This window comes from Roseibacillus persicicus (assembly GCF_014651675.1).
GTDB classification, from domain to species: domain Bacteria; phylum Verrucomicrobiota; class Verrucomicrobiia; order Verrucomicrobiales; family Akkermansiaceae; genus Roseibacillus; species Roseibacillus persicicus.
This window is the reverse complement of the sequence record NZ_BMXI01000005.1, coordinates 138,098-159,775: the sequence shown is the minus strand read 5'-3', so window position 1 is coordinate 159,775 and position 21,678 is coordinate 138,098. Positions and strand designations below refer to the sequence as shown.

The window sequence follows — 21,678 nt, the reverse complement described above, 5'->3', positions numbered from 1 at the left end:
CTCGAAAGCCTCCACCGGAGCAGGGACGGAAATGTCCTCGCTCCGGTCGATACCGCCCTACGGCACGCGAAACTTATGTGGCATTTGGTCCACGGGCAATAACGTGCCATCAGGATTCCGATTCGCGGGATCCCTTTCATCATAAATGAGTCGCCCCGATTCCACGCCCCGCACATCGACCGGGCGATTCGTGTAGGGATTAAAGACCCAGCCCTTCCGGCTCGGCACGGGCATCGCGTAACGATAATCAATATTCATCGGCGGAAGCGGCGGCAAATCCTGGGCCTCGGCCCCCGCCTGGGCCATCGTCTGCTCTCCTGTCGCGCCCCCTGCGGAACCGCCTCCCCCAAACATTCCGGCTCCGGAAGTGCCCCCATTGCCGCCACTCAGTTCCGCCCGCTGCTCGCGCAATTCACGGAGCTCCTCACTTGTCGCCCGCTGACCGGATCCCACCGAGCTCACAGGAGTGCTTCCGCTTCGCACGGTCGCCATCCCGGGAGTCGACCCGGCCCCGGCTCCTCCATACGCACCACCTACCGGGGTACACGAAACCGCCCCCAACAAGGCTCCCGCCATCGAAATCAAAGACCAACGTTTCATCATGAGTGCTCTATAGGACGAACGAAGCGCCCAAATAGTCAATCCTCGGGCGTGAAATTCCCTTTCTTTTCAATTTTCTACCCCATTTCGACATATCCATCCTCTAGAGGGGTCTCACACACGACCCCATCCCATCTGCCTCCGATCAAAAAAACGTCGGCACGAAAAAATTTTCAACTTCGTGTTAACCTCAGGGGCGGAATGGACATTTCTAACTGTCCACAATCTCTATGGAAGGCCCCACCCCAGAACACGATGCCCAATTCGTCGCTTTGCTCACTGAGCATCAAAGCGCGCTCAGGCTTTTTGTGGCCTCATTGATGCCAGGAAACAGCCAGGCCTCCGATGTGGCCCAGCAAGCCAATGCCAAGATTTGGCAAAAACACGCTGACTTCCAACTGGGAACCAACTTCAAGGCCTGGGCTTTCGCCATTGCGCGCTACGAAGTTCTCAACTTTCGAAAGAAGCAGGCTCGTGACGCCCGCTTGGTCTTCAGTGAAGAACTGGAAGACGTATTCGCGGAAGAAGTCGCCGAACTGAGCTACGACCTCGAGGAACGCCAGCTCGCCCTGCGCGGTTGTCTGGAGGGCCTCAAGAAAAACGAACGCGAGCTCATCCTCAACCGATACTACGAGGAAGGAACTCTCGCCGACTATGCAAATAAAGTCGGCCGCAGCAAAAATGGCATCAAGGTCACCCTCCATCGGGTTCGCAACAAATTGCAAACTTGTATCGAAAAGAAACTCAACCCATCCCCCGCTGAGCTATGAAAAAAGATGAATTGATCCAACTCATCGACGATGCGCTCGATGGCGATTGCTCCGAAGCTGACTTTCTCCGCTTGGAAGCTCAGCTCCACGTTGATGTCGAGGCGCGTAAACTTTACTACAGCCGCCTCCTCCTCCAGGACAGCCTGACCATTCACAGCCAGGAATTGGCAGAAAACTCTCCCACGGAAGAGCCCACCAATATTGTGAGCCCCGACTGGGGGAACCGTTCAGGTATGTGGCTTTGGGCTGGGGCTTTCGCTGCTGCAGCTTCGATCACCCTTGGCTTCATCATCGAAGATAGTAAGAAAAAGAACCTCCCTGCTACTGCCTCCCAGAGCATAGGAGAGGAGCCAGTCGCGACCGGATTCGGAGTTCTCGCCGAGTCTTCCGGTGCCGTTTGGGACAATCTCACTCTGGAACGGGGAGCGCTCATCCCGGCGGGACCGCTCAAGTTGGAATCCGGACTCGCCAAGTTGGAACTCTTTAGCGGAGTGCAAATCATCATCGAAGGAGAAGCCGAGTTCGAGCTCCACTCCGCGATGGAAATGACGATGCAAAGCGGGAAATTGCAAGCCCAGGTCCCCGAACCCGCCCACGGCTTCAAGGTGCAAACCGCCTCGGGGGAAGTCGTGGATCTCGGCACCCAATTTGCCATGAACGTCACCGCAGAGCACAACGACCTTCAGGTTCTCGAAGGAGAGATCGAGTGGCATCCCAAGACCGCTCCCAAGGAAAACCTCCTCGATGGCGACTCCTTGCGATGGACCGTGCAAGGCCAACGCTCCCAGTTCCCTGCCAATATCAATCTCTTCGAAAAGGCGACCGATTTTGAGGAAAACCTCGAGCTCCGCAAGCGCTCCTGGCAAGAGGCCAGCAAGGAACTCCAACAGGATTCCCGCCTTCTCGCCTACTTCACCATCGAACCCGCACAACGCGGCAACCGTCATCTCAGCGACCGTTCAGCCAAAGGGAACGACGGGACTATCGTGCGCGCCTCCCGCGCCACCAACCGTTGGGGCGAGAGCGAGCGGGCCCTCGACTTCAGCCCCACCGGTAGCCGGGTTCGCCTGAATGTGCCGGGCAAGCACCCCGCCCTGACCCTCTATTGCTGGTTGCGCATCGACAGCCTCGACCGTCACTACAACTCGCTTTTCCTAACAGACGGACACGAACTCCATGAGCCCCACTGGCAAATCATGCACGATGGGCGACTGTTCTTTTCAGTCAAAGCCCACAACCCTCCGAACAAACACGGTGATAAACACATTGCCTACTCCCCCCCCATCTGGACCCCGGCCCAGAGCGGACAATGGATGCAAGTTGCCACCGTCTACGATAGCGCCAACCGCACCACCACCCACTACGTGAACGGCAAACAGGTGAGCCAAGACAAACTCTCAGCCTCCATGGTCGTGCCAGAGGTCAGCATCGGAGCCGCATCGATCGGCAACTGGAGCGAACCCTACAGCCAAGACCCCGACTTTGCAGTGCGCAACCTCAATGGCGCCATCGACGAATTCGCCCTCTTCTCCACCGCCCTCAGCGCGGAAGAAATCAATACTCTCTATCAGACAGGAAAACCCTAAATCACCCATGAACTCAAGGATCCCCCTCACCCTTCTCACCGGCTTCGCCCTCAGCTCTCAAGCCCTGGCGGAATTCTCCGACGAAGATCGCCACTTCACTCTCAAGGTCCTGCCTCTACTGACCGAGAAGTGCTTCGGCTGCCATGGTGACCCCAACCAAAAGCTTAAAGGCGGTCTCGACATGACCTCCCTCGAAAAGCTTCTCCATGGCGGAGACAACTTCACCAACGTCCTGGTCCCCGGCGATGCCGAGGCTAGCTTTCTCATGACCACCGTCCGTTGGGACGACGAGGACTATGAGATGCCTCCCAAGGAGAACGACCGCTTGGATGAAAAACAAATCGCTGACCTGGAGCAGTGGATCAATAGCGGTGCGACTTGGCCGGAAGAATCTGTCCAAGAGAAAATCTACCTCGCCGAGCGCGAGCGCGAGGTGACCGACGAAGGGGTTCTCATCAAAACCTCCGGCGGACTTGCCGACACTTGGACCTATCGACGTTATCAGGCCGAAGACGTCTGGGCTTTCCGCCCTCTCGACCGTTCCGTCGAACCCGTGGCGCAGTCCGCCCACCCTGTAGACTCTTTCATCTCAGCCAAGATGGAGGAAGCCGGTGTAGCCAAAGCCCCTCAAGCCGATGCACGCACTCTCCTGCGCCGTGCCTACTTCGACCTCACCGGACTCCCCCCCACCCCCGAGGCCACCGAGTCCTTCCTAACAGCCTATGCTGCGGATGAAGAAAAAGCCTGGACCGACCTCATCGACCAACTACTCGACAGCCCCCAATACGGAGAACGCTGGGCCCAGCACTGGCTCGACATCGCTCGCTACGCCGACACTGGCGGAATGTCGAACGACTACGAGCGCTCCAATGCCTGGCGCTATCGCGACTACGTCATCCGCTCTCTCAATGAGGACAAGCCCTACGATCAATTCATCATGGAGCAAATTGCCGGCGATGAACTGGCAGACACTTCCCTACGCAAGCGCACCCCAGACTGGGATCAGTATCAGACTGCCCGCGAGGAGGGACACTATAGCGAGAAGGAAGCTGAGCTTCTAATCGCCAGCGGCTTCCTGCGCATGGGCCCTTGGGACCCCGCCATGGTCAAGGTCGAAGAGGCACGCCAGATGTATCTCGACGATGTCATCAACTCGGTGGGCCAGACTTTTCTGTCCACCACCATGCGCTGCTTCAAGTGCCACGATCACAAGTTCGATCCCCTTCCCGCCCGCGACTACTATCGTTTCTACGCCAGCTTCGCTACTACCCAATTGGCTGAACGTCAGGCTCCTTTCCTGGAGGTCGAAGAACGCGCTGGATTCGAGGAAGGCAAGGAATTGGTGGAGGAATTGCTCTCCTACGCCACCGAGAAGAAAGACGAACTCTTTAACAAACAAGAGGATGCAGCTAAAGCGTGGTATGCCGAGCGAGGCAAGCCCTACGTCACTCTTGAAGAACGCAAGGACCTCCCCGATGAAGAAAAGCCCCCTCGCATGGTCGGTCTCGATCACATCGAGCAAGGCCGTTTGAAGGTTCGCGAACAGGATGTCTGGATCTGGACCCGCCGCCTCGAGCGCTACCAGCCCATGGTGCAATCCGTCTACAACGGACCTGACTCCAAGTGGGCCAATGCCCGGAAGCTGCGCATGAACACCAAGGGCAACGCCGATTGGGTTCCAAACAGCACCATCCTCTCGGGAGGATCCATCGAGGCCCCCGGCGTGCCCGTGACCCCCGGCGTGCTCAGCGCCCTCGGCCTGCCTTCTCCCACTGCCTCGGAGTCCGATCCCTACAAGTTACCCGAGGACCAGTTCGGTCGTCGCCGTGCCTTGGCCGAGTGGATTGCCCACCCCGACAACGCCCTCACCGCCCGTTCCATCGTCAACCGCATCTGGCAATACCACTTCGGCAAACCCATCGCCGGAACTCCAAACAACTTCGGGGTCAAGGGCGCCAAGCCCACCCACCCGGAACTCCTGGACTGGATGGCCGCCGACTTCGTGGAAAATGGATGGACCTTCAAGCGCCTCCACCGCCTCATCATGACCTCCGACACCTACCGTCAGTCGGCCCAACACCCCGACTTCGACAAACTGGTGAACGGGGATCCCAACAACGACCTCTTCGCCTACTTCCCCGTCCGCCGGCTCACTGCGGAGGAGATTCGCGATGGCATGTTGCAGATCACTGGCGAGCTCAACCTCGCTCAAGGCGGCCTCCCGGCTCGCCCCGAGATCAACATGGAAGTGGCTCTCCAGCCGCGCATGATTCAGTTCTCCCTCGCCCCCGCCTACCAGCCCTCCCCGACTCCCGAGGAGCGTAATCGTCGCAGCGTCTACGGCTACCGTGTGCGCGGAATGGCGGATCCATTCCTCGAGACCTTCAACCAGCCCAACCCCAACGATTCCTGCGCCGTGCGGGATGCGGCTTCGGTCTCTCCCCAAGCCTTTACCCTCATGAATAGCGACTTGGTCACCGACCGCTCCATCGCCTTCGCCCTTCGCTTGGAAAAAGAAGCCGCCACCCGCGACGAGCAAATCACCCGCGCATTCCAGCTCGCTCTGGGACGCGAACCCAAGGCAGACGAAGCAGCTAAGATGAAGGACTACATCGCCGAGATGGAGAACTATCATCAGGATTCCCATCCGACCAAACGCGAGTATCCCACCAAGATCACCCGCACCCTCATTGAGGAATTCTCGGGCCAGCCATTCCAATACGAGGAAATCCTGCCCGTCTTCGAGAATTATCAGCCCGACACCCAGGCCGCCGAGGTCCCCCCGGCCACCCGGGCGCTCGCCGACTTCTGTCTCGTTCTCTTCAACTGCAACGAGTTCGTCCACCTCTACTAACAGGGCAACTCGTGAACCCGGCTCCACGACCAAAGCACAAAAAAAATCAGAACAACTTTAAAGAAACACAACCCCGTCCTCTGCGCGCACTCCGAGTCTCTGAGACTCTGCGTCGAAAAACATATCAACAACCCCAACTCCCTATGATTCATCAAATTTGCTCCCGCCCCATTTCCAGCGCTTCCTCGCGTCGCGAGTTTCTCTATGGACTCGGTGCCAGCCTTGGCTCCGTTGCGATGACCAATATGTTGGCCAAAGAGGCTGCCCCTTCGATTCTCCAAAATCCTTTGGCCCCCCAGGCCCCCCTCAATCCTGCCAAAGCCAAGAACGTCATCATGCTCTTCATGGAAGGCGGTCCCGGCCACATGGACACCTTCGACCCCAAGCCCAAGCTGAATCAGCTTCACAAGAGCGAATCCAAGTTGGCGGCCGGGCTGGAGACAGGCTTCAAGTTCTTCGTCGGCAGCCCTTTCACCTTTTCCAAAGTCGGCCAGTCTGGCATCGAGATGTGCGACGAGTTCCAATACTTGCGCGACCCCGAGATTGTGGACGAGCTTTGCAACTATCGCGGTTGTCAGGCCGAGTCCCTCAACCACCCCGAAGCCCTCTTCCACATGAATACCGGCAGCCGTCTCGGTGCCGACCCCGCACTCGGGGCCTGGGCCACCTACGGCTTGGGTAGTAGCAACCAGAACCTCCCCGGATACGTCGTCATGACCGAGAACGCCCTTCCCCAGGGTGGCTCGCGAAACTGGTCCAACGGCTTCCTGCCCGCCTATCATCAAGGCACCGCTCTCCGCCCCACCGGCTCCCCTATTCTTGACCTCCAATCGCAAGGATATAAGTCGCGCGCCCACCAGCGCGCGGCTTTGGATGCCCTGGGCTACCTCAATCAAGAGCACGCCAGCCACCATCCCGAGCACGCCGACCTCGCCGCCCGCATTGAATCCTACGAGCTGGCCTACCGCATGCAGATGGAGGTCCCCGAAGTGGTCGCCATCGACGATGAGCCCGAGTATATGAAAGAGATGTATGGCCTCAACGACACCGACACCGCCGACTTCGGCCGCCAGTGTCTCATGGCCCGCCGCCTCGTCGAAAAAGGCACCCGCTTCGTTCAAATTTTCTCCGGTGGTTGGGACAGCCACGACTACCTCGAGCGTGGACACCGCGCCCGCATCAGAAGCGTGGACCGCCCCATGGCCGCCCTTATCAAGGACCTCAAACAACGCGGGATGTTGGAAGACACCCTCGTCATTTGGACCGGTGAATTCGGCCGCACTCCAGACAATAACAAGCGCGGCGGAGTCTACTCCATTGGCCGCGGCCACAACGCCAACGCCATGACCATGCTCATGGCCGGCGGAGGCGTGAAGGCCGGGAGCATTGTGGGCGCCACTGACGAAATCGGAGCTGAGGCCGTCGACGTCAAGCACCCCATCCGCGACTTCCACTGCACCCTCCTCCACCTGCTCGGGCTCGATGATAACAAGCTCACCTACTTCCACGCCGGCCGCTACAAACAGCTCAGCCAGTTTGGAGGAAAGGTGATCCAAGAGCTCATCGCCTAGACTGTTTTCCACATGAGATTGCCGAAATCACGGAGAGGAAATCTTTCAAGAACAAGGCGCGCCGAAGGAGCTGGTCGAGACCAGTGACTGAGAAGCAACGCCGTTATTGGAACATTTCATCCCGTTCTCACTCTGAATTGGAACGCAGTTCCCTAGATTTCGGATACTCTCGAAAATAGATTTCGGTAAGGTCAGGCGGAGAACGGGCTAAGCCAGATCAAGGTATCGAGTTCCCTCGAAAAACATCCACGAGTCGTCAGCCCGTCCCAAAAAACCTAACGTCAGGAAAAAATCCCCGACGTTTCCCACAGGCAAAACCAGGGACGAGCTGAAGACTCGCCGCTCTTCTTCGTGATAAAAAGGAGGGACACCCCTGCCCCTCCTGCGCGTTGTTGAGTTGTTCACCACTAGGCACTGGCGGTTACCGCCTTGGCCTTGTGCTCACTTTTTCCCTTGGCCGCGAGACGCTCCTGTCTCACGCCGTGGAAGTAAAGAATCAGAGCCATCACCGCCCCCACCGCGACGGACGAAATCACTGCCAACGGTCGGTCCACGAAGGAATCCGCGCCAATCGGAATCGTCATCACGACCGGGAGAGCCAGTAGGGCAAAGCCCGCCACGAGGGCATCGTTCAGGGTCTCCGTAATGCTCCAGCCTCCCCCACGAATCCCGACCCACAGCTTGCCTAGCAGCAACTGCCCGAGGTGACTGCCAAAGAGCGCCACCCCCGCCGCCACCAACACCCAGTTGACCCACGGCAGGTGGAACATCTCCACCTTATCGATCCACTCCAGCATGGAGGCCGCGGTCTCGCGACCTTCCGGAGTCTCCGCCAGCTCATTGAGCCGGCTCGAGATTTCTCCATACTCGGTCACCACCAGATTCCCCACATCCACTCCCGTATTCTCGGGAGTAGCCTCTTGCGCATTCGCACCTACTAGACTTCCCGTAGTTAGAAACGGGACCAGCAATCGATTCAATTTATTGTTCATGTTTGTTGTCCTCCTTTCGGATGGTCCAAAGAAACACCACCGCCACCCGATCGCCTATTACAACAGACCCCCTTCGTTGTAATGGGGGGGGGAGTAGTTGTCGGTTGTCGGTTGTCAGGAGGCACCACTCACCACTCACCACTCACCACTCACAATTCACAATTCACTCCCCTAGCACAAAATGCCGCGGCAAATTCCTCCCGCTCTCCTCATCTAAAAACAATCCCGCCAGCAAGTACGGCTTCATCGCCGCGCGCACCCGCAACTCCAACACCTCCCCCGTCAAACCATAATCCAATCGCAAGGCCTCACGCGATTCCTTCTTCAACTTCGGATTGATCACCAACTGAATCACCTCAATCCGACACCACGCCTCGTCCTTCGGCAACTCCTCCCGCACCTCCCCGGGCCACTCCACCGACTCGATTCGCCCCAGCACAAAATCCCGCCACTCCTCGTTCTCGCAACACCACGCCCGGGTATGCCAACGATGGCCATCCCAACCGAATCCCCGTGGCACCAGACTCCGCTTGCGAGCGGTGCCACTGGCGACGGAATAATAATTCACCTTCACCTCACGCCCCTCAATGGCGGCCAACACCATGCGACGCGCAATCGCTGGCTTCGCCCGCCGGCGCGGCAACTCCAGGGTCGCCACCCGCTCCACCGTCGGATGACCCTCACTCTTCGCGTTTCCAAACACTCCCGGCGTGCCCCCATCCCAATCTTCCTCCAAGAACCCCAAGCCCTCTCCCAACTGCGGTTCATGCAAAACACACCTCATCCGTGGCCCGCTTTCGTAACGCTTGCGACTGGTCTGATAGGACATCGCAGAAGGATTCAACTCGGCATATCGCTGCAAATCACTGGATGCCTGCGCCGCAGAAATCCCAAAGAGCGCCCGTAGATCACTGCGCCCGACCCAGCCCCGCCACCACAGCGTCACCTCCACCCAACGCAATCGTTCGCGTGCCGCCCAGTTCTCGAGGTTGGTTTCGTTACCCATCGTCTTTTTAGATACATTCGTCTTTTTTTCTTGTCATACAACCCAAACCCATGTCATTCCTTGTTCGTCGTTTTTTACGACTCGTTTGAATTTAACGCCAGTATAATTCCTATTATCGACGAACAAACCACCGTCTGAACCATGAACAAGAACCTCACCGAAATCGCCTACATCCTCGACCGCTCCGGGTCCATGCAACCACTGGTTGAATCCGCCATCTCCGGTTTCAACCAATTCCTCGCCGACCAACGCGAAGCCCCCGGACACGCCACCCTCAGCCTCGTGCTCTTCGATGACGAACACCTCGTCCCCCAAAACCGCGTCCCCATCGACAACGTGCCGCCCTTGGACACCCGCACCTACATTCCCCGTGGCAGCACTGCCCTCCTCGATTCCATTGGCATCACCATCGACGCCATCGGCCGCCGCCTGGCCAAACTTCCCGAGGAAGACCGCCCCGGACACGTCGTCATCGCCATCTTCACCGACGGAATGGAAAACGCCTCCCGCCAATTTACCCTCGGAGACATCGAGCAAAAAATCCGCCATCAACGCGAGAAGTATGGCTGGGAATTCCTCTTCCTCGGGGCCAATCAAGACGCCATCGCCACCGCCGCCAGTATGGGCATTGGTGCCGATTCCGCCGTCACCTACCACGCCTCCGCCAGCGGTCAGGAACGCTCTAACAAAGTTCTCTCCGACGCCATTCTTTACTCCCGTCGAAAACTCCAAGAGGGCGAATCCGTGCACGAAAAGGAAGTCACCCTCAGCCAACGCTACCAAGCCGAGGAAGACAACGAATCCTAAGGGACCGCGAGTATTTCGCTCGCCCCACGACCCCGTCAAAAAACCGTCACAAAGCACCCAGATAATCCGAACAGATCCCATCGCTACCAAGCAAGAAAAACAACCCGCACTCATCAACATGAACCCCAAGCTCACCGAAATCGTCTACCTCCTCGACTGCTCCCAAGCCATGCGCCCCCACACCGCGCGCGCCCTTCTTGGCTTCAACCGTTTTCTCCGCGAACAGCGGGAAAGCGCCGACCCCACCCGGGTCAGCCTCGTCCTCTTCAACGAGCAAGCCCGACTCCACCTCAACCGCGTCCCCACCGGCCAAACACCCCCGCTCGCCCTCCGGCACTACCGCCCCCACGGTCGATGCGCTCTTCACGACACCCTCAATCTCACCATCAACTCCCTCGAGCGCAAACTCAGCAGCCTGTCCGGGAAAGAGCAACCCGCCCACGTCCTCATCGCCCTCTGTTCCACCGGCGAGGACACCGCCTCCCGCCGCATCACCCTCCCCGCCATCCAGCAAAAAGTCTATCACCAGCGCACGCAACGAAACTGGGACTTCCTCCTCCTCGCCCCCGACCGAACCTCCCTCCTCACCGCCAACCGCCTCGGCATCGACCACGACTCCGCCCTCACTCTGGGAGAACCACGCCCAACTCAATCTCGCCGCCGCAATTCCATCTCACCCGAACGACACTTTCCTCCCCGCCCATTCCCCCACCACTTCGATCGGAATCAGAGCTAAAACCACGTAACTGAATCTATGGCAGTCGGACAGGATCCACTCTTCTTTCTCCTCGCCAAACTGTTAGATGATTGCCTAACTTGGCCTACAAAGTTTCTTTCATGCCCGCTACCAAGAAAATGACGGCTAAAAAGGCGAACAAAATTTCACTCAAAAACAACACTATTGGGAATGGAAGCGGGAACACTTCTGATTTGAATTGCCATGACCAGACGGGCGGCTCTCGCCGCGACTCAGCCGAACAGGAAAGAAGGCTTCGGTGAGCGAAGTCGTTCTCAACACTACCGACGATGGTCGCACCCGCCTCGACTTGCGCGTCGAGGCAGCTTCCGAGGAATTCTTGACAGTTAAAGCCGAGGGAAATCGTGAGATCCAGCGCTTGATTCAGCTCTTCAACCTCGACTTCATTTGCGCCATCAGCTACCGCGGTCGCTTCCCGCACGGCCTGCAGTTCCGCAAATGGGCCAGCAGCCATATCAAGGAACACCTCGTCAAAGGCTTCCTCATGGACGACGAGCGCCTCAAGAACTCCGGCGACTGGAAATACTTTGACGAACTCCCAGAGCGGATTCGCGAGATCCGACCTTCAGAAAAACGCTTCTACCAAAAAGTGCACAACCTCTCCGCTCTTAACAGAGTCTACCAGACTCGGGAAGAGGGAACCTCGATTTTCTCCGACGAGGCACAGAACAAACTCCTCTACGCAGCCACCCAGCACACCCCCTGCCGAAATTAAGGTATTTGAAACAGACTAAAAAGAGCTTTGAAAACATACCTATACAAAAGATTAGACTCACTATAACATGCCAAAAACCGCATTCGAAATTCTTAATAATCGCGCACAAGCCTGCATCGCAGCGACACCTGTGATTGTTCTTGGCAGTGGAGCTTCCATAGCAGCCGGAATCCCAGGTATGGGCGAGTTGCGGGAACATCTGCTCTCCCTAGCAGTTCCCCCTGCTCTCGATGAATCAGAGGCTGGCCTCTGGCAAAAATTCAGGAATACTCTTGAGAATACAGATTTGGAGTCCGCCCTCCAACAGGTCAACCTTCCCGAAGGGGTGGATGATCGGGTTGTGAGAGCGACGTGGGATTTCCTTCACCCCTTCGATCTTGAGGCACTGCGGAAATTACTTATCCAGCGCTCTCCCTACCCGCTGACCCAACTTTTTCAGCACCTTCTCAGGAGCACAAATCGGGAGATTGATGTCGTGACCCCCAACTACGACCGAATGGCTGAATATGCGGCTGACCTCGGGGGGTTCTATCATGAGACAGGTTTCTCCTATGCTCACTTGCGCAAGCCCTTGGGTGACAAACGACAAATTGTCCGTATTGCTGGAATCGATCAGTCAAAAGTGAACATTTGGAAAGTTCATGGCTCCTTTGATTGGTTCAAGGATCAACATGGGATTATTCAAGCACTACCAATTTCGTATCCCTGCCCAGATGGTTGGACCCCAGCCATCGTGACTCCAGGATTGCAAAAGTATCGCAGGGTTTATGACGAACCGTTTCTCTCGATCAAAGCGGCATCGGATCGTGCTTTTTCCAACGCAGGCGGATTTTTCTGCTCCGGATTCGGATTCAACGATGAGCACATTCAGACGAAGCTGAAGGAACGTTGTCGCAGCAAAAAAGTTCCATTGGTCCTTATCACCCATGGACTAACTCCGGCTGCACAATCTTTTTTTCAAGACGAATTCTGTCAGGAGTATCTCGCAGTTGTGGCAGCCCCAGAAGGCTGCCGAATTTTTTGCCCTGAGTTTCCCGAAGGGGAAATAGTATCAGAAGGAGAATTCTGGCAACTCGAAACATTTTTAACTCTTATCCAGTCATGAGCACTATTTTTTCATACCAAGACACAGACGCCCTCGGAACGGTGCGCTCAGTTGATACAGCAACAGTGATTGTTCACGTTCCGACACCCGAGAACCTTCGTAAACTCCAAGTTAATCGATTGGCAGTTCTACGAAGTAGCAAGCCGGGCCAGCACCTCATCGGAATCATCCAGAAAATTAGTAGAACTTCGATCGAAGGAGAAAAACCTGCCGATGATGAAGATTCTCCGCCACCTACTGAGTTGAATCTTGTGCGGATCGCGCTCATTGGTACCCACCTCGACAGACGGAGCACAGACACCAACGTCTTTGTGCGGACTCTCGAAACTGTTCCAGAAATCGATGCTAAGTGTTTTGCTCTCGAAGGTGAGGTCTTGACTCGGTTCATGGAAATCATCGCCAGCATCGGAGAAAATACTGCACAAAGGCTTTCTCTAGGCACCTATACTCTCGATGAGACCGCCGAAGCGTTTCTGAACGGCAACAAGTTCTTTCAACGCCATGCCGTGATCGTTGGCGGCACGGGATCTGGAAAATCGTGGACGACAGCCAAAGTTCTTGAACAGGTCAGCAAGCTACCGAATGCGAACGCCATCATCTTCGATCTGCACGGCGAATACGGTCCTCTACAAGGTGGTGGCTTCCGCCACTTCAAGATTGCTGGTCCTTCCGACTTGGATGCGAATCGAAGTCTCAAAGACGGAGTGATCCATCTTCCCTACTGGCTTCTCAGCTACGATGCGATGGTGTCAATGTTCATTGATCGGAGTGACAACAATGCGCCCAACCAAGCCATGGTTATCAGCCGGGCTGTTATTGCAGCAAAGCAAGCTTACTTAAGCGCGAAGGATGAAGAAACCTTGATCGACAACTTCACGATCGACAGTCCAATTCCGTTCGACCTAGCTGCAGTCTTGGAAAAGCTAGAAGAACTAGATACTCAGGACGTCGAGGGAGCACGACCAGGAACAACGAAAGCCGGTGAGTTCAAGGGTAAATTAGGTCGACTGATTCAACGGCTCAAAAACAAACAAACCGACCGTCGGTTAGGATTTTTGTTTCAAGGAGGCGACCAGACTCTCGAGTTCAACTGGTTAGAAAAATTGTCTTCCGCCCTCATTGCTGGCAGCAAGGACCAATCCGATGAATGCGGCGGTGTAAAGGTCGTCAACTTTTCCGAGGTGCCTTCCGACATTTTGCCATTGATCGTCAGTCTCGTGGCGAAACTCGCGTTCTCCGTACAGCAGTGGACAGCAAACAAAGATCGCCACCCAATCGCGCTCTTTTGTGACGAGGCCCACCTCTACATTCCCGAGAGAACAAGCACGGATAGTTCAGGGGAAGTTTCGGTCCAGATTTTCGAACGAATTGCCAAGGAAGGACGGAAATATGGCTTGGGCCTCGTTGTCATTAGCCAACGTCCATCGGAAGTGAACAGAACGGTTATGAGTCAGTGTAATAACCTCATAGCCATGAGGTTGACCAATGGCGACGACCAAAACGTAGTCCGCCGTCTACTTCCTGACAGCTTAGGTGGCTTTGGCGATCTCCTCCCGATTCTGGATACAGGAGAGGCACTTGTTGTGGGGGATGCAACTTTGCTCCCAACCCGCATTCGCATCGCCGAACCTGAGAATAAGCCAGACAGCGCTACAGTGGCGTTTTGGGAAGAATGGGCAAAAGAAGAAGGAAAAGATTCAATCTCTTCAGCCGTGGCCAACTGGCGTCGCCAATCAGTGCAGTCATAATTCTGAAACTTTTTGTTTCTTTTTAATGAATCGAAACAGCCGTCCCCATCCAAATTAATGTCGCCTCCAAAGTTTTGACGACATCACCCCACTTTATTTGTCGCTAAAGCTGCTAAGCACGACACAAAATAAATTTTTATATCGCAAAACCAAGGCGACGGATTGAGTTGGCCGGAATGTTACCGCTGAGATTCTAGACGCAGACAGGGAAACATTGCTCGCTATCGGCTCCGCCCGAGTGAGTTCGCCCTGTGGAAATCAAAATAGAAGTCTTGAAAGTGAGAGAATACGATACCGGGCAAGCTTTGATAGAGAACGCCGGCCTGTCACGCCGGAGGTCGCTTGTTTCGGCCGGATTGGTGGGCCGGAACTGCGGGGCGGGCTGAAGACCCGCGCTCCGGTGGGGGCTTTGGCCTTTGGCCTTTGGGGCTTGGGGCTGGCTTGCGGTTGGCCTCCCGCATCGCTTTTCATTCCAATAAAAAAACCGCCCGAACTTTCGTCCGGACGGTTTATTGGATTGCTTGCGAAAGAGAGCTTTTCCTTACTCAGCCTCGACGCGGAAGTAGCCGGAGGTCTCGGTTACATCGAACTCGAAGCGATTGTCGCCCGCGCCCGCAGGAGCCAAAGTCGTCGTTACATCCGACTTGTTGTTAGCGAAATCAAGCCCGGGCGCTGTGGTCACCTTGTAGCCAGCACCACCGGGGGCGAACTCGATGAAGAAGGTGTCGGCATCAACGAAACCGGAATCCGTAATCTCCAAATCGCCGGTCGGCTCGGGAAGAATCCCATCTTGAAGAAGATTCTTCACCGTCACTTGATCGAGGCAATCTTGAGCTCCTTTGTTGTTCCGGCCAAACTGCAACGCAAAGAAGGCATCCTGATATGGGAAGAAAGCATTTTCCTCCATCCACAAGAAGCTGCGGGGATTGGCAACGGTATCAAAAGTGAAGGTCTCACCTGAGGCGAGATTCTCCACCGTGAATTCCTGCAAAGTGAAGAGACCGTCCCAGAGACCGTCTTCGGGGGTCTCGTCCTCCGCCAAGATCACATAGGTGATGCGCAAAGGATCCGATTCCGTGTCCACGCCGTTGCCCAAGACGTTCAGAGGGTCGACCCCGACATCATGACCATCGATGAAGAATGCATAATCGTTCTCGACATTGACATCGTTCTCCATCCGACCCTCGTCCTTGAGGTCGGGGAAAAGCCTGAGGGAACCTCCAATGGAGTCGGCCGCGAAGGCGCCATACTTCATTGAGAAGCCTTGCGCAGGAGGTACGTTGCCGATGGAATCGGGGCGGAAGCCTAAAACCGCCAGATTGATGTTCGATGGGATATCGTCAATGGTGAAGGAGTAGTCGACAACCAGCTCGATGGAACGACCGGTCTCGAAGTCACCGTCAGTCACAGCCACTCCACCGGTACCACCCCGGAGACCTTCTCCATAGTGGGCGCGCAGGTATCCGCCATCAGCACAAATCTGGCCTGCGCCGTCGGTATCGACCACGGTCAAGCCCTGGCCCAACCAGCCATTCTGACCGCTCAGAGTTCCGGTTATGATGTCATCCGCGGGTTCCTCGGGAGTCCCGTTGTCATCGACAACGGTATCGACGTAGCCTTCGCCAGCAGTGAAGCCGAGGGAGAAGATCGTCTCGGGATCGCTTTGGGCATTCAAAGGATCGCTGCCATAGGTCAGCTCAATATTGTTTGGATAGCCGTCGCCGTCGGCATCGCCGTCGTCGCTGCTCACTCCACCTGCGATGACATCATCGAAGACAAACCCGGTCACTCCGCCGCCAGGCAGGGTCTTGTAGCCATTGCCAGAAATCGGACCAGCTCCGCCATCAGGATCCACCCAAGGCACTGAGACAACAGGATAAAGCGTTGTCACCCCGGGTACGACCAGATTCTCGGTGACAGAAAGCGGGTTGCCCTGATTGGTGGTCAAGACACGATCTACGACAACGTGCTCGAAAACAACGACTCCGCCGGAGTTGAGAACTTGCCCCTTCATATCCCACAGTTCGCGTCCCTCCGCGTCCTGCGTTCCCTTGCTTTCGAGGGTCAAGACAAGTTCGAACCAATCACTGGTAGCGGTCTCCCCCGCTAGCGGAAGTTCATTGGGCAGGCCGATGCCGCTATTGGCTTCCCAACCTGTTATCTGCCAAGACTGCGGCTCCAACGCGTCTTTACCAATCCCAGTCAAGCCAAAGCGCTTGCCACCATCCCGGCGGGTTAGGGAGAGGTTGATATTGGCACCATTCCACCACTCTGGTTGAGTCGACAAACCGACGGACACAATCGTATGGTTGGCCGCCTCGGGAACCAGGTCGTTAACCGTCAGCTGGAACTTCGACTTCACCTGATAGAAGGTTCCCACTACACCGCCGTCGGCATCTGCCATGCGGTAGTTGCCATTCGCGGTCACGGTATCAAGGACAACGCCTTGGGAACCATTCACTCCGCTCCCGGCAGTCGCGACCATGAGGTTCATCTGGTCGGTTTCCGCGGTGAAGGTCTGATTCGGCACAGTGCTGCCGTCTGCGAAGGACTCAAAATCTTCAACAATCAATTGGCTGGAGCCCAGACCTGCGAAGGCAAAGGAAAACATGGTGGCGAGCGGCCACTTCATCACTCTAAATTTGTCTTTCATGGATTTGAATTTTTGCACACGGGCGCACTTAAACGGCCACGTACAGAGAGGTGATGTCCAGGCAGACCAACAATTGAAGTGGTTTTGAAAAAAATAAGAAACTATCTCTCCGCCCGCCTGCGAGAGTGCATTTTGCCTATCTCCAAAAGGCTACATCTTTCTTAGAAAGCAAACTTCCAGCCACTTTCTTTGCCACGAGAAATCCAAGGTTCACCAGGCGATGAACACCAAATTGGCTGGCACGCGCGAGGGCGCGCACAGACCGGAGAATTTTCCGCGAGGAACTAGAGCTCGGGGGCTTTCCAAGCCGGGATTCCGGTGGATTCTTTTTGTTTGCGGTAGCTTTCGCTGAAGGGCTTGGGGACGTCGAGGGGGGCGTTCTCGTTGACCAGGAGGGGACGGGCCCTGTCCCAAAACGCATCATAACCTTTCATAAGCTCAGCAACCACTTCCGGATGCTGCTCGGCGACATTGTTCTTCTCACCCTGATCCTGGACGATATCGAACAGGTGGTCGGGGCCGACGAGGCGCCACTTCTCGGTGCGGACGGCGAAGGTCTTGTGTTTGTAATTGTCGATGTTCTTGTCACCTGCGCCAAACTTGCCTCTCGCGCCTTCCTTGGGCCAGCGGCCTCCATGGAAATAGAGCTGACGGTCGGGCCACTCGGTTGCGGGGTCTTTGAGGAGAGGAATCAGACTGCGGCCTTCCAACCCGAGCCCGGAGATGTCCGCCCCGGCGAGGTCGGCAAGGGTGGGAAAGATATCGATGTGGCGCGCGAGTTGATCCAGATCTTCGCCCGGCTCGGTGAGACCGGGGAGACGGAAGTAGAGCGGAACACGGGAGCCGCCCTCGCTGAGGGAGCCTTTCGCCCCGCGCATCCCGGCATTGAAGATGGGCGTGCCCTTGGAGCTGCCGTTGTCGGTGGTGAAGACGAGGAGGGTGTCCTTGCTAAGGTCCCACTCATCCAATTTTTCCAAGATGAGACCCATGTTTTCGTCCATGTTGGTGATCATGCCGAAGAAGATGGCGCGGTCGGGATTGTCGACCTTGTCGAGATAGGGATCGGAATACTTCTTGTCGACGACCAGCGGGGTGTGCGGGGTGTTGTAGGCGAGGTAGGCGAAGAAGGGTTGGTCGCCCTTCTCCTTCTGCTCGCGAATCCAGCCAAGGGTCTGCTGGGTGAAGACGTCCGCGCAGTAGCCCTCGGTCTTCACGAATGTGCCGTTGTGACGGATGGTGGGATTGAAGTAATTGTTGCCCGGGACATCTCCCTGCGAGCCGGCGAATCTCTGCCCAATGCCCCCTGCCCCATGGATGAAGACCTCGTCAAAGCCCCGGCTGCCGGGCTGATAGGCGTCCTCCTCCCCGAGGTGCCATTTGCCAAAGATTCCGGTGGCGTAGCCGGCCTTCTTGAGAATTTCCGCGACGGTGGGAACACCAAGGGCCATGCGCTCGCGTTCCACGATGGTGTGGGTGACGCCGACCTCGAAGGGATTCTTACCCGACATGAGCGCGGAACGCGTGGGTGCGCAGGTGGGGCTAACGTGGTAGTCGGTGAAGCGGGAGCTCTGGGCGTAGAGCTTGTCGAGATTGGGAGTCTGGATGAAAGGGTGCCCGTGGGCTCGAATATCGCCGTAGCCCTGGTCGTCGGTCATGACGAAAAGGATGTTGGGCTGCTTGCCCATGGCTTGACCGAGCAAGGCCGCACCGCAGAACAGAAGAGCGGCGAGAGAACCAAGAGGGCGATGGGAGGAGGAGGAGGAGTGGAGCGGACTTTTCATGATGGTGAAGTCGTGGGCGCAAGACATTCGGTCGCGCGCGCGAGCTTTCGCGGTTACCCATAGCCCGGCAACGCTCTTTCACCCGCTGGCTGTCTTTGAGGAGAAAGGACAACTCCTTGGAGAATTCGAGCGTTTGAGAAGTAGTGAGAGGTCGTTCGGGAACGGTGGGGGCCTTCTGGAGTGCGTGCCGCTTGCTGCCGCTCTGGGGTGGATGGGTTCGTTCTTTGACTCTCCTGGGAAGAGCAAAGCTTGCTTGCTCGACCAGATGGCCACCACGAATCAAGGAGAGAAGATATCCAAACGACCAAAGACCTCCCCGCACCATCGATGCGCATCGGTAGGGTCCTTTTGACAAAAGGACCGCGAGTGGTCTGAGTTGCTCGTAGGATCGGTGAGCGGACGAAGCGCGAGAACCCGGGGACCTTCCCCGAACATTCGCGGCTGTTTTGTCAAAACAGCCCTACCGGTGGAGGCCTTTTGGAGTGCGTGCCGCTTGCTGCCGCTCTGGGGTGGATGGGTTCGTTCTTTGTCCTTCACGGGAAGAGCAAAGCTTGCTTGCTCGACCAGATGGCCACCACGAGGCAAGGAGAGAAGATATCCAAACGACCAAAGACCTCCCCGCACCATCGATGCACATCGGTAGCGTCCTTTTGACAAAAGGACCGCGAGTGGTCTGAGGTGGTCGAAGAATCGGTGAGTGGACGAGGCGCGAGAACCCGGGGACCTTCCCCGAACATTCGCGGCTGTTTTGGCAAAACAGCCCTACCGGTTGGCACTAGAACAATTCGTTAGTCGAGTGATGAGTTACAGAGACGATTCGGTGGGGCGAGTGGGGGCACTCGCGGTCCGGGGAGCCTTCAGCTTTCTAGCGCTTGATGGCGAAGCCTTTTCCGTTGCCCACGGCTGCGGCTTCGTCGATGTGAATCCAGCGAATCTCGTAGCGGGCTCCCCAGGAATCACTCACCGCTAGCTCCTGCGTCGCCTCGTTGTAGCCGATGATCATGCACACGTGAAAGTTGGCTTTGACGTTTTCCATCGTCTTGGCATTGGCCTCCGCTTCTTCCGCGATTTGAGCCGCGTAGGCCGCCCAGTCTGTCACGCTTTTGCGTGCTTGGGTGCGCCGGTTTGCTATGGCGTTGTATTCGGACAAGCTGCACATCTGCCACATGATGGGCACGCCCTCGTCGATGTAACGCTGCACGGTGCGCATGCGCAGGGGGTTGATCTTCACGTCGTCTGGACGACGCCCTTTGCGGCGCACGATGGACTCCACTTCTTCAAAGAGGCGCTGGGTATTGGTGCCACCACCGGGGGCGGTTCCGCCAGCCACCGCAAGGAGATACATGTCGGCGGGGACGCCCTGATAGCGCATCGCACGCTCGAAAGTGGCGGGGACGCAGTAGCCCTTGGGCCCCTGATTGACCATGGGGATGTTCTTGATGTGAACGTCGCCATTCTTTTCGTGCACCACGTTGTTCGCGAGACGCTCTTTGATTTCGGAATCAGGAATGCGGTCGGTGCGGCCCCGGTTCTCAGCTTCCTCAATAGAGACGATGAGGAGCCCGACATATTCCTCATCCTCTTCGGAGAGAATGAAGGCGTGCCCGTTCCAGTCCCATCGCACAACCCGCCGCCGGTCGTTGCCTTCGCCAAAGTACTGCACCTCTCCTTCCCCCAACACGCTGGTGAGTGAATCAGTCACGGCGGCGACGTCGTGCTTCAGCATCTGGGCGAACTTCTTCATGGTGGTGTCGCTCTCCCCTTCCTTGAAGTGGTCCTCGGCCATACCTGCAGCGGAAAAAGAGTCGCCCTTGTTAGCAAAAACGAGGGACATGCGGGCGAGAAGCCCACGATCATCCCCGTAGGCGGCGACGGAATAGGGCCGCGCGCCGAGAAAGCGGTAGTCGGACCCGGTGTAGCGGCGGAAGCTGCTGGAAAAGGGCGTTTTCGATTCCGGCCGCCAGGCAAGACGTTTGGCGACGACCTCGGCCTTTTCGTCCCACAAGCGCCAGGAATCGAGGAAGACGGGTTGACCGATGACGGCATTGAGCTTTTTGCCAACCGCGGCGCGCTTTTTCCAATCGGCTTCCCACTCGAGAAACCAGCTCCGGTCTTCGCTGGAAAGAACCTCCAGAGGAGTCTCGAACTGTTCGCCGGCTTCGTTTTCTAACAAGACACGCCCTTCGCCTAACAGAGCCACCGCGCGGGCATTGACGCCCCGGCCATCACCGGCCGCCAAACGGCGCCAGTCGTTGTTAAGTGCTCCAGGGAGCAAAAGTGTGGTGATGGTGAAAAAAATGAGAGTCAGGCGCATGGGTATCGATTCGAGTAGAGATGAAACGCTGCCCAGAGAGATATCTTTGTAAAAAAAGCCATGGAGCAGGGACATTCCTGTCCCTGGCACGGTCCGTCCGCACCAAATCCGTCCCTCCCAAAACCTCTGACACCCCGGGGCTCTGCCCATGGACAGAAATATCCATGCGCCGGTGAGGGCCCTCTTTTCACGAAAAAGGGGAGTGGCGAACCACTCCCCTTTTCACACACATGCCGCATGGCAATCGATCGAACTACTTGGTTCCGCTGATGTAGCTCCCAGTGGGAGTCACTGGCGGCACGGAGCCTGGGTAGACCCCACTTGGCTGTTCACTAACCGGAGAACAACTCACCAAAACCCCCGCGACAAACGCTGCCGCGGCTAATGCTACTACTATTGTTGTGCTTTTCATTTGAAGA

Annotated in this window: 16 protein-coding genes; 9 read left to right on the top strand and 7 right to left on the bottom strand. The window is 56.7% G+C overall.

Features of this window, described 5'->3' with window-relative positions:
* Positions 1 to 57: 57 nt before the first annotated feature.
* Positions 58 to 603 carry a hypothetical protein gene (locus tag IE099_RS07495; RefSeq protein WP_189569105.1) on the bottom strand — a complete coding sequence of 182 codons (546 nt, stop codon included), beginning with the start codon at positions 601 to 603 and terminating at the stop codon, positions 58 to 60.
* 227 nt (positions 604 to 830) lie between these two features.
* On the opposite strand from IE099_RS07495, the gene IE099_RS07490 reads away from it, so the two are divergent.
* The 4 genes from IE099_RS07490 to IE099_RS07475 all read left to right on the top strand — a co-directional run bounded on the left by IE099_RS07490 (position 831) and on the right by IE099_RS07475 (position 7,381).
* A complete protein-coding gene (locus IE099_RS07490; RefSeq protein WP_189569102.1) occupies positions 831 to 1,370 on the top strand; it encodes a sigma-70 family RNA polymerase sigma factor in 540 nt (179 codons plus the stop codon).
* The gene (locus tag IE099_RS07485) at positions 1,367 to 2,956 is read left to right on the top strand and encodes a LamG-like jellyroll fold domain-containing protein (RefSeq protein ID WP_189569099.1); all 1,590 of its coding nucleotides are present in this window, start codon (positions 1,367 to 1,369) and stop codon (positions 2,954 to 2,956) included. Before IE099_RS07490 ends, IE099_RS07485 begins: the two co-directional genes overlap by 4 nt.
* Positions 2,957 to 2,963: 7 nt before the next feature.
* Positions 2,964 to 5,810, top strand: coding sequence for a PSD1 and planctomycete cytochrome C domain-containing protein (locus tag IE099_RS07480; protein WP_189569096.1), 2,847 nt, complete (start codon positions 2,964 to 2,966; stop codon positions 5,808 to 5,810).
* Positions 5,811 to 5,953: 143 nt separating this feature from the next.
* Positions 5,954 to 7,381 (top strand): DUF1501 domain-containing protein, encoded by a 1,428-nt coding sequence (locus IE099_RS07475; RefSeq protein ID WP_189569093.1) that lies wholly within the window; start codon positions 5,954 to 5,956, stop codon positions 7,379 to 7,381.
* A 407-nt stretch (positions 7,382 to 7,788) separates the two neighbouring features.
* Here the strand turns inward: IE099_RS07475 and IE099_RS07470 are convergent, their stop codons facing one another.
* Both IE099_RS07470 and IE099_RS07465 read right to left on the bottom strand, forming a co-directional pair.
* A complete protein-coding gene (locus tag IE099_RS07470; RefSeq protein ID WP_189569090.1) occupies positions 7,789 to 8,373 on the bottom strand; it encodes a hypothetical protein in 585 nt (194 codons plus the stop codon).
* 163 nt (positions 8,374 to 8,536) lie between these two features.
* Complete coding sequence (locus IE099_RS07465; protein ID WP_189569087.1) at positions 8,537 to 9,379, bottom strand: BrxR family helix-turn-helix transcriptional regulator; 843 nt, start codon at positions 9,377 to 9,379, stop codon at positions 8,537 to 8,539.
* Positions 9,380 to 9,520: 141 nt separating this feature from the next.
* On the opposite strand from IE099_RS07465, the gene IE099_RS07460 reads away from it, so the two are divergent.
* The 5 genes from IE099_RS07460 (at position 9,521) to IE099_RS07440 (ending at position 14,511) form a co-directional block, all read left to right on the top strand.
* Positions 9,521 to 10,186 carry a vWA domain-containing protein gene (locus IE099_RS07460; RefSeq protein ID WP_189569084.1) on the top strand — a complete coding sequence of 222 codons (666 nt, stop codon included), beginning with the start codon at positions 9,521 to 9,523 and terminating at the stop codon, positions 10,184 to 10,186.
* Positions 10,187 to 10,304: 118 nt separating this feature from the next.
* Positions 10,305 to 10,922 carry a vWA domain-containing protein gene (locus tag IE099_RS07455; protein WP_189569081.1) on the top strand — a complete coding sequence of 206 codons (618 nt, stop codon included), beginning with the start codon at positions 10,305 to 10,307 and terminating at the stop codon, positions 10,920 to 10,922.
* A gap of 259 nt (positions 10,923 to 11,181) precedes the next feature.
* The gene (gene rhuM / locus IE099_RS07450) at positions 11,182 to 11,658 is read left to right on the top strand and encodes a RhuM family protein (protein ID WP_189569078.1); all 477 of its coding nucleotides are present in this window, start codon (positions 11,182 to 11,184) and stop codon (positions 11,656 to 11,658) included.
* A gap of 67 nt (positions 11,659 to 11,725) precedes the next feature.
* Positions 11,726 to 12,763, top strand: a complete 1,038-nt coding sequence (locus IE099_RS07445) for an SIR2 family protein (RefSeq protein ID WP_189569075.1) — start codon at positions 11,726 to 11,728, stop codon at positions 12,761 to 12,763.
* The gene (locus tag IE099_RS07440) at positions 12,760 to 14,511 is read left to right on the top strand and encodes an ATP-binding protein (protein ID WP_189569072.1); all 1,752 of its coding nucleotides are present in this window, start codon (positions 12,760 to 12,762) and stop codon (positions 14,509 to 14,511) included. The genes IE099_RS07445 and IE099_RS07440 overlap by 4 nt, the downstream gene beginning before the upstream one ends.
* A 541-nt stretch (positions 14,512 to 15,052) precedes the next feature.
* Here IE099_RS07440 and IE099_RS07435 read toward each other — a convergent pair.
* The 4 genes from IE099_RS07435 to IE099_RS07420 form a co-directional block, all read right to left on the bottom strand.
* Entirely contained in the window at positions 15,053 to 17,164 is a 2,112-nt protein-coding gene (locus IE099_RS07435; protein WP_189569069.1) for a hypothetical protein, read from the bottom strand.
* A 284-nt stretch (positions 17,165 to 17,448) separates the two neighbouring features.
* The gene (locus tag IE099_RS07430) at positions 17,449 to 18,849 is read right to left on the bottom strand and encodes a sulfatase-like hydrolase/transferase (RefSeq protein WP_189569389.1); all 1,401 of its coding nucleotides are present in this window, start codon (positions 18,847 to 18,849) and stop codon (positions 17,449 to 17,451) included.
* Positions 18,850 to 19,810: 961 nt separating this feature from the next.
* A complete protein-coding gene (locus tag IE099_RS20780) occupies positions 19,811 to 21,259 on the bottom strand; it encodes a hypothetical protein (protein ID WP_229809434.1) in 1,449 nt (482 codons plus the stop codon).
* A 253-nt stretch (positions 21,260 to 21,512) separates the two neighbouring features.
* The gene (locus tag IE099_RS07420; RefSeq protein ID WP_189569066.1) at positions 21,513 to 21,671 is read right to left on the bottom strand and encodes a hypothetical protein; all 159 of its coding nucleotides are present in this window, start codon (positions 21,669 to 21,671) and stop codon (positions 21,513 to 21,515) included.
* Between the last annotated feature and the right edge of the window lie 7 nt (positions 21,672 to 21,678).

Coding starts and splice junctions, on each gene's coding strand:
- IE099_RS07495 (WP_189569105.1), bottom strand. CDS start 603: ATGATGAAACGTTGGTCTTTGATTTCGATGGCGGGAGCCTTGTTGGGG.
- IE099_RS07490 (WP_189569102.1), top strand. CDS start 831: ATGGAAGGCCCCACCCCAGAACACGATGCCCAATTCGTCGCTTTGCTC.
- IE099_RS07485 (WP_189569099.1), top strand. CDS start 1,367: ATGAAAAAAGATGAATTGATCCAACTCATCGACGATGCGCTCGATGGC.
- IE099_RS07480 (WP_189569096.1), top strand. CDS start 2,964: ATGAACTCAAGGATCCCCCTCACCCTTCTCACCGGCTTCGCCCTCAGC.
- IE099_RS07475 (WP_189569093.1), top strand. CDS start 5,954: ATGATTCATCAAATTTGCTCCCGCCCCATTTCCAGCGCTTCCTCGCGT.
- IE099_RS07470 (WP_189569090.1), bottom strand. CDS start 8,373: ATGAACAATAAATTGAATCGATTGCTGGTCCCGTTTCTAACTACGGGA.
- IE099_RS07465 (WP_189569087.1), bottom strand. CDS start 9,379: ATGGGTAACGAAACCAACCTCGAGAACTGGGCGGCACGCGAACGATTG.
- IE099_RS07460 (WP_189569084.1), top strand. CDS start 9,521: ATGAACAAGAACCTCACCGAAATCGCCTACATCCTCGACCGCTCCGGG.
- IE099_RS07455 (WP_189569081.1), top strand. CDS start 10,305: ATGAACCCCAAGCTCACCGAAATCGTCTACCTCCTCGACTGCTCCCAA.
- IE099_RS07445 (WP_189569075.1), top strand. CDS start 11,726: ATGCCAAAAACCGCATTCGAAATTCTTAATAATCGCGCACAAGCCTGC.
- IE099_RS07440 (WP_189569072.1), top strand. CDS start 12,760: ATGAGCACTATTTTTTCATACCAAGACACAGACGCCCTCGGAACGGTG.
- IE099_RS07435 (WP_189569069.1), bottom strand. CDS start 17,164: ATGAAAGACAAATTTAGAGTGATGAAGTGGCCGCTCGCCACCATGTTT.
- IE099_RS07430 (WP_189569389.1), bottom strand. CDS start 18,849: ATGGGCAAGCAGCCCAACATCCTTTTCGTCATGACCGACGACCAGGGC.
- IE099_RS20780 (WP_229809434.1), bottom strand. CDS start 21,259: ATGCGCCTGACTCTCATTTTTTTCACCATCACCACACTTTTGCTCCCT.
- IE099_RS07420 (WP_189569066.1), bottom strand. CDS start 21,671: ATGAAAAGCACAACAATAGTAGTAGCATTAGCCGCGGCAGCGTTTGTC.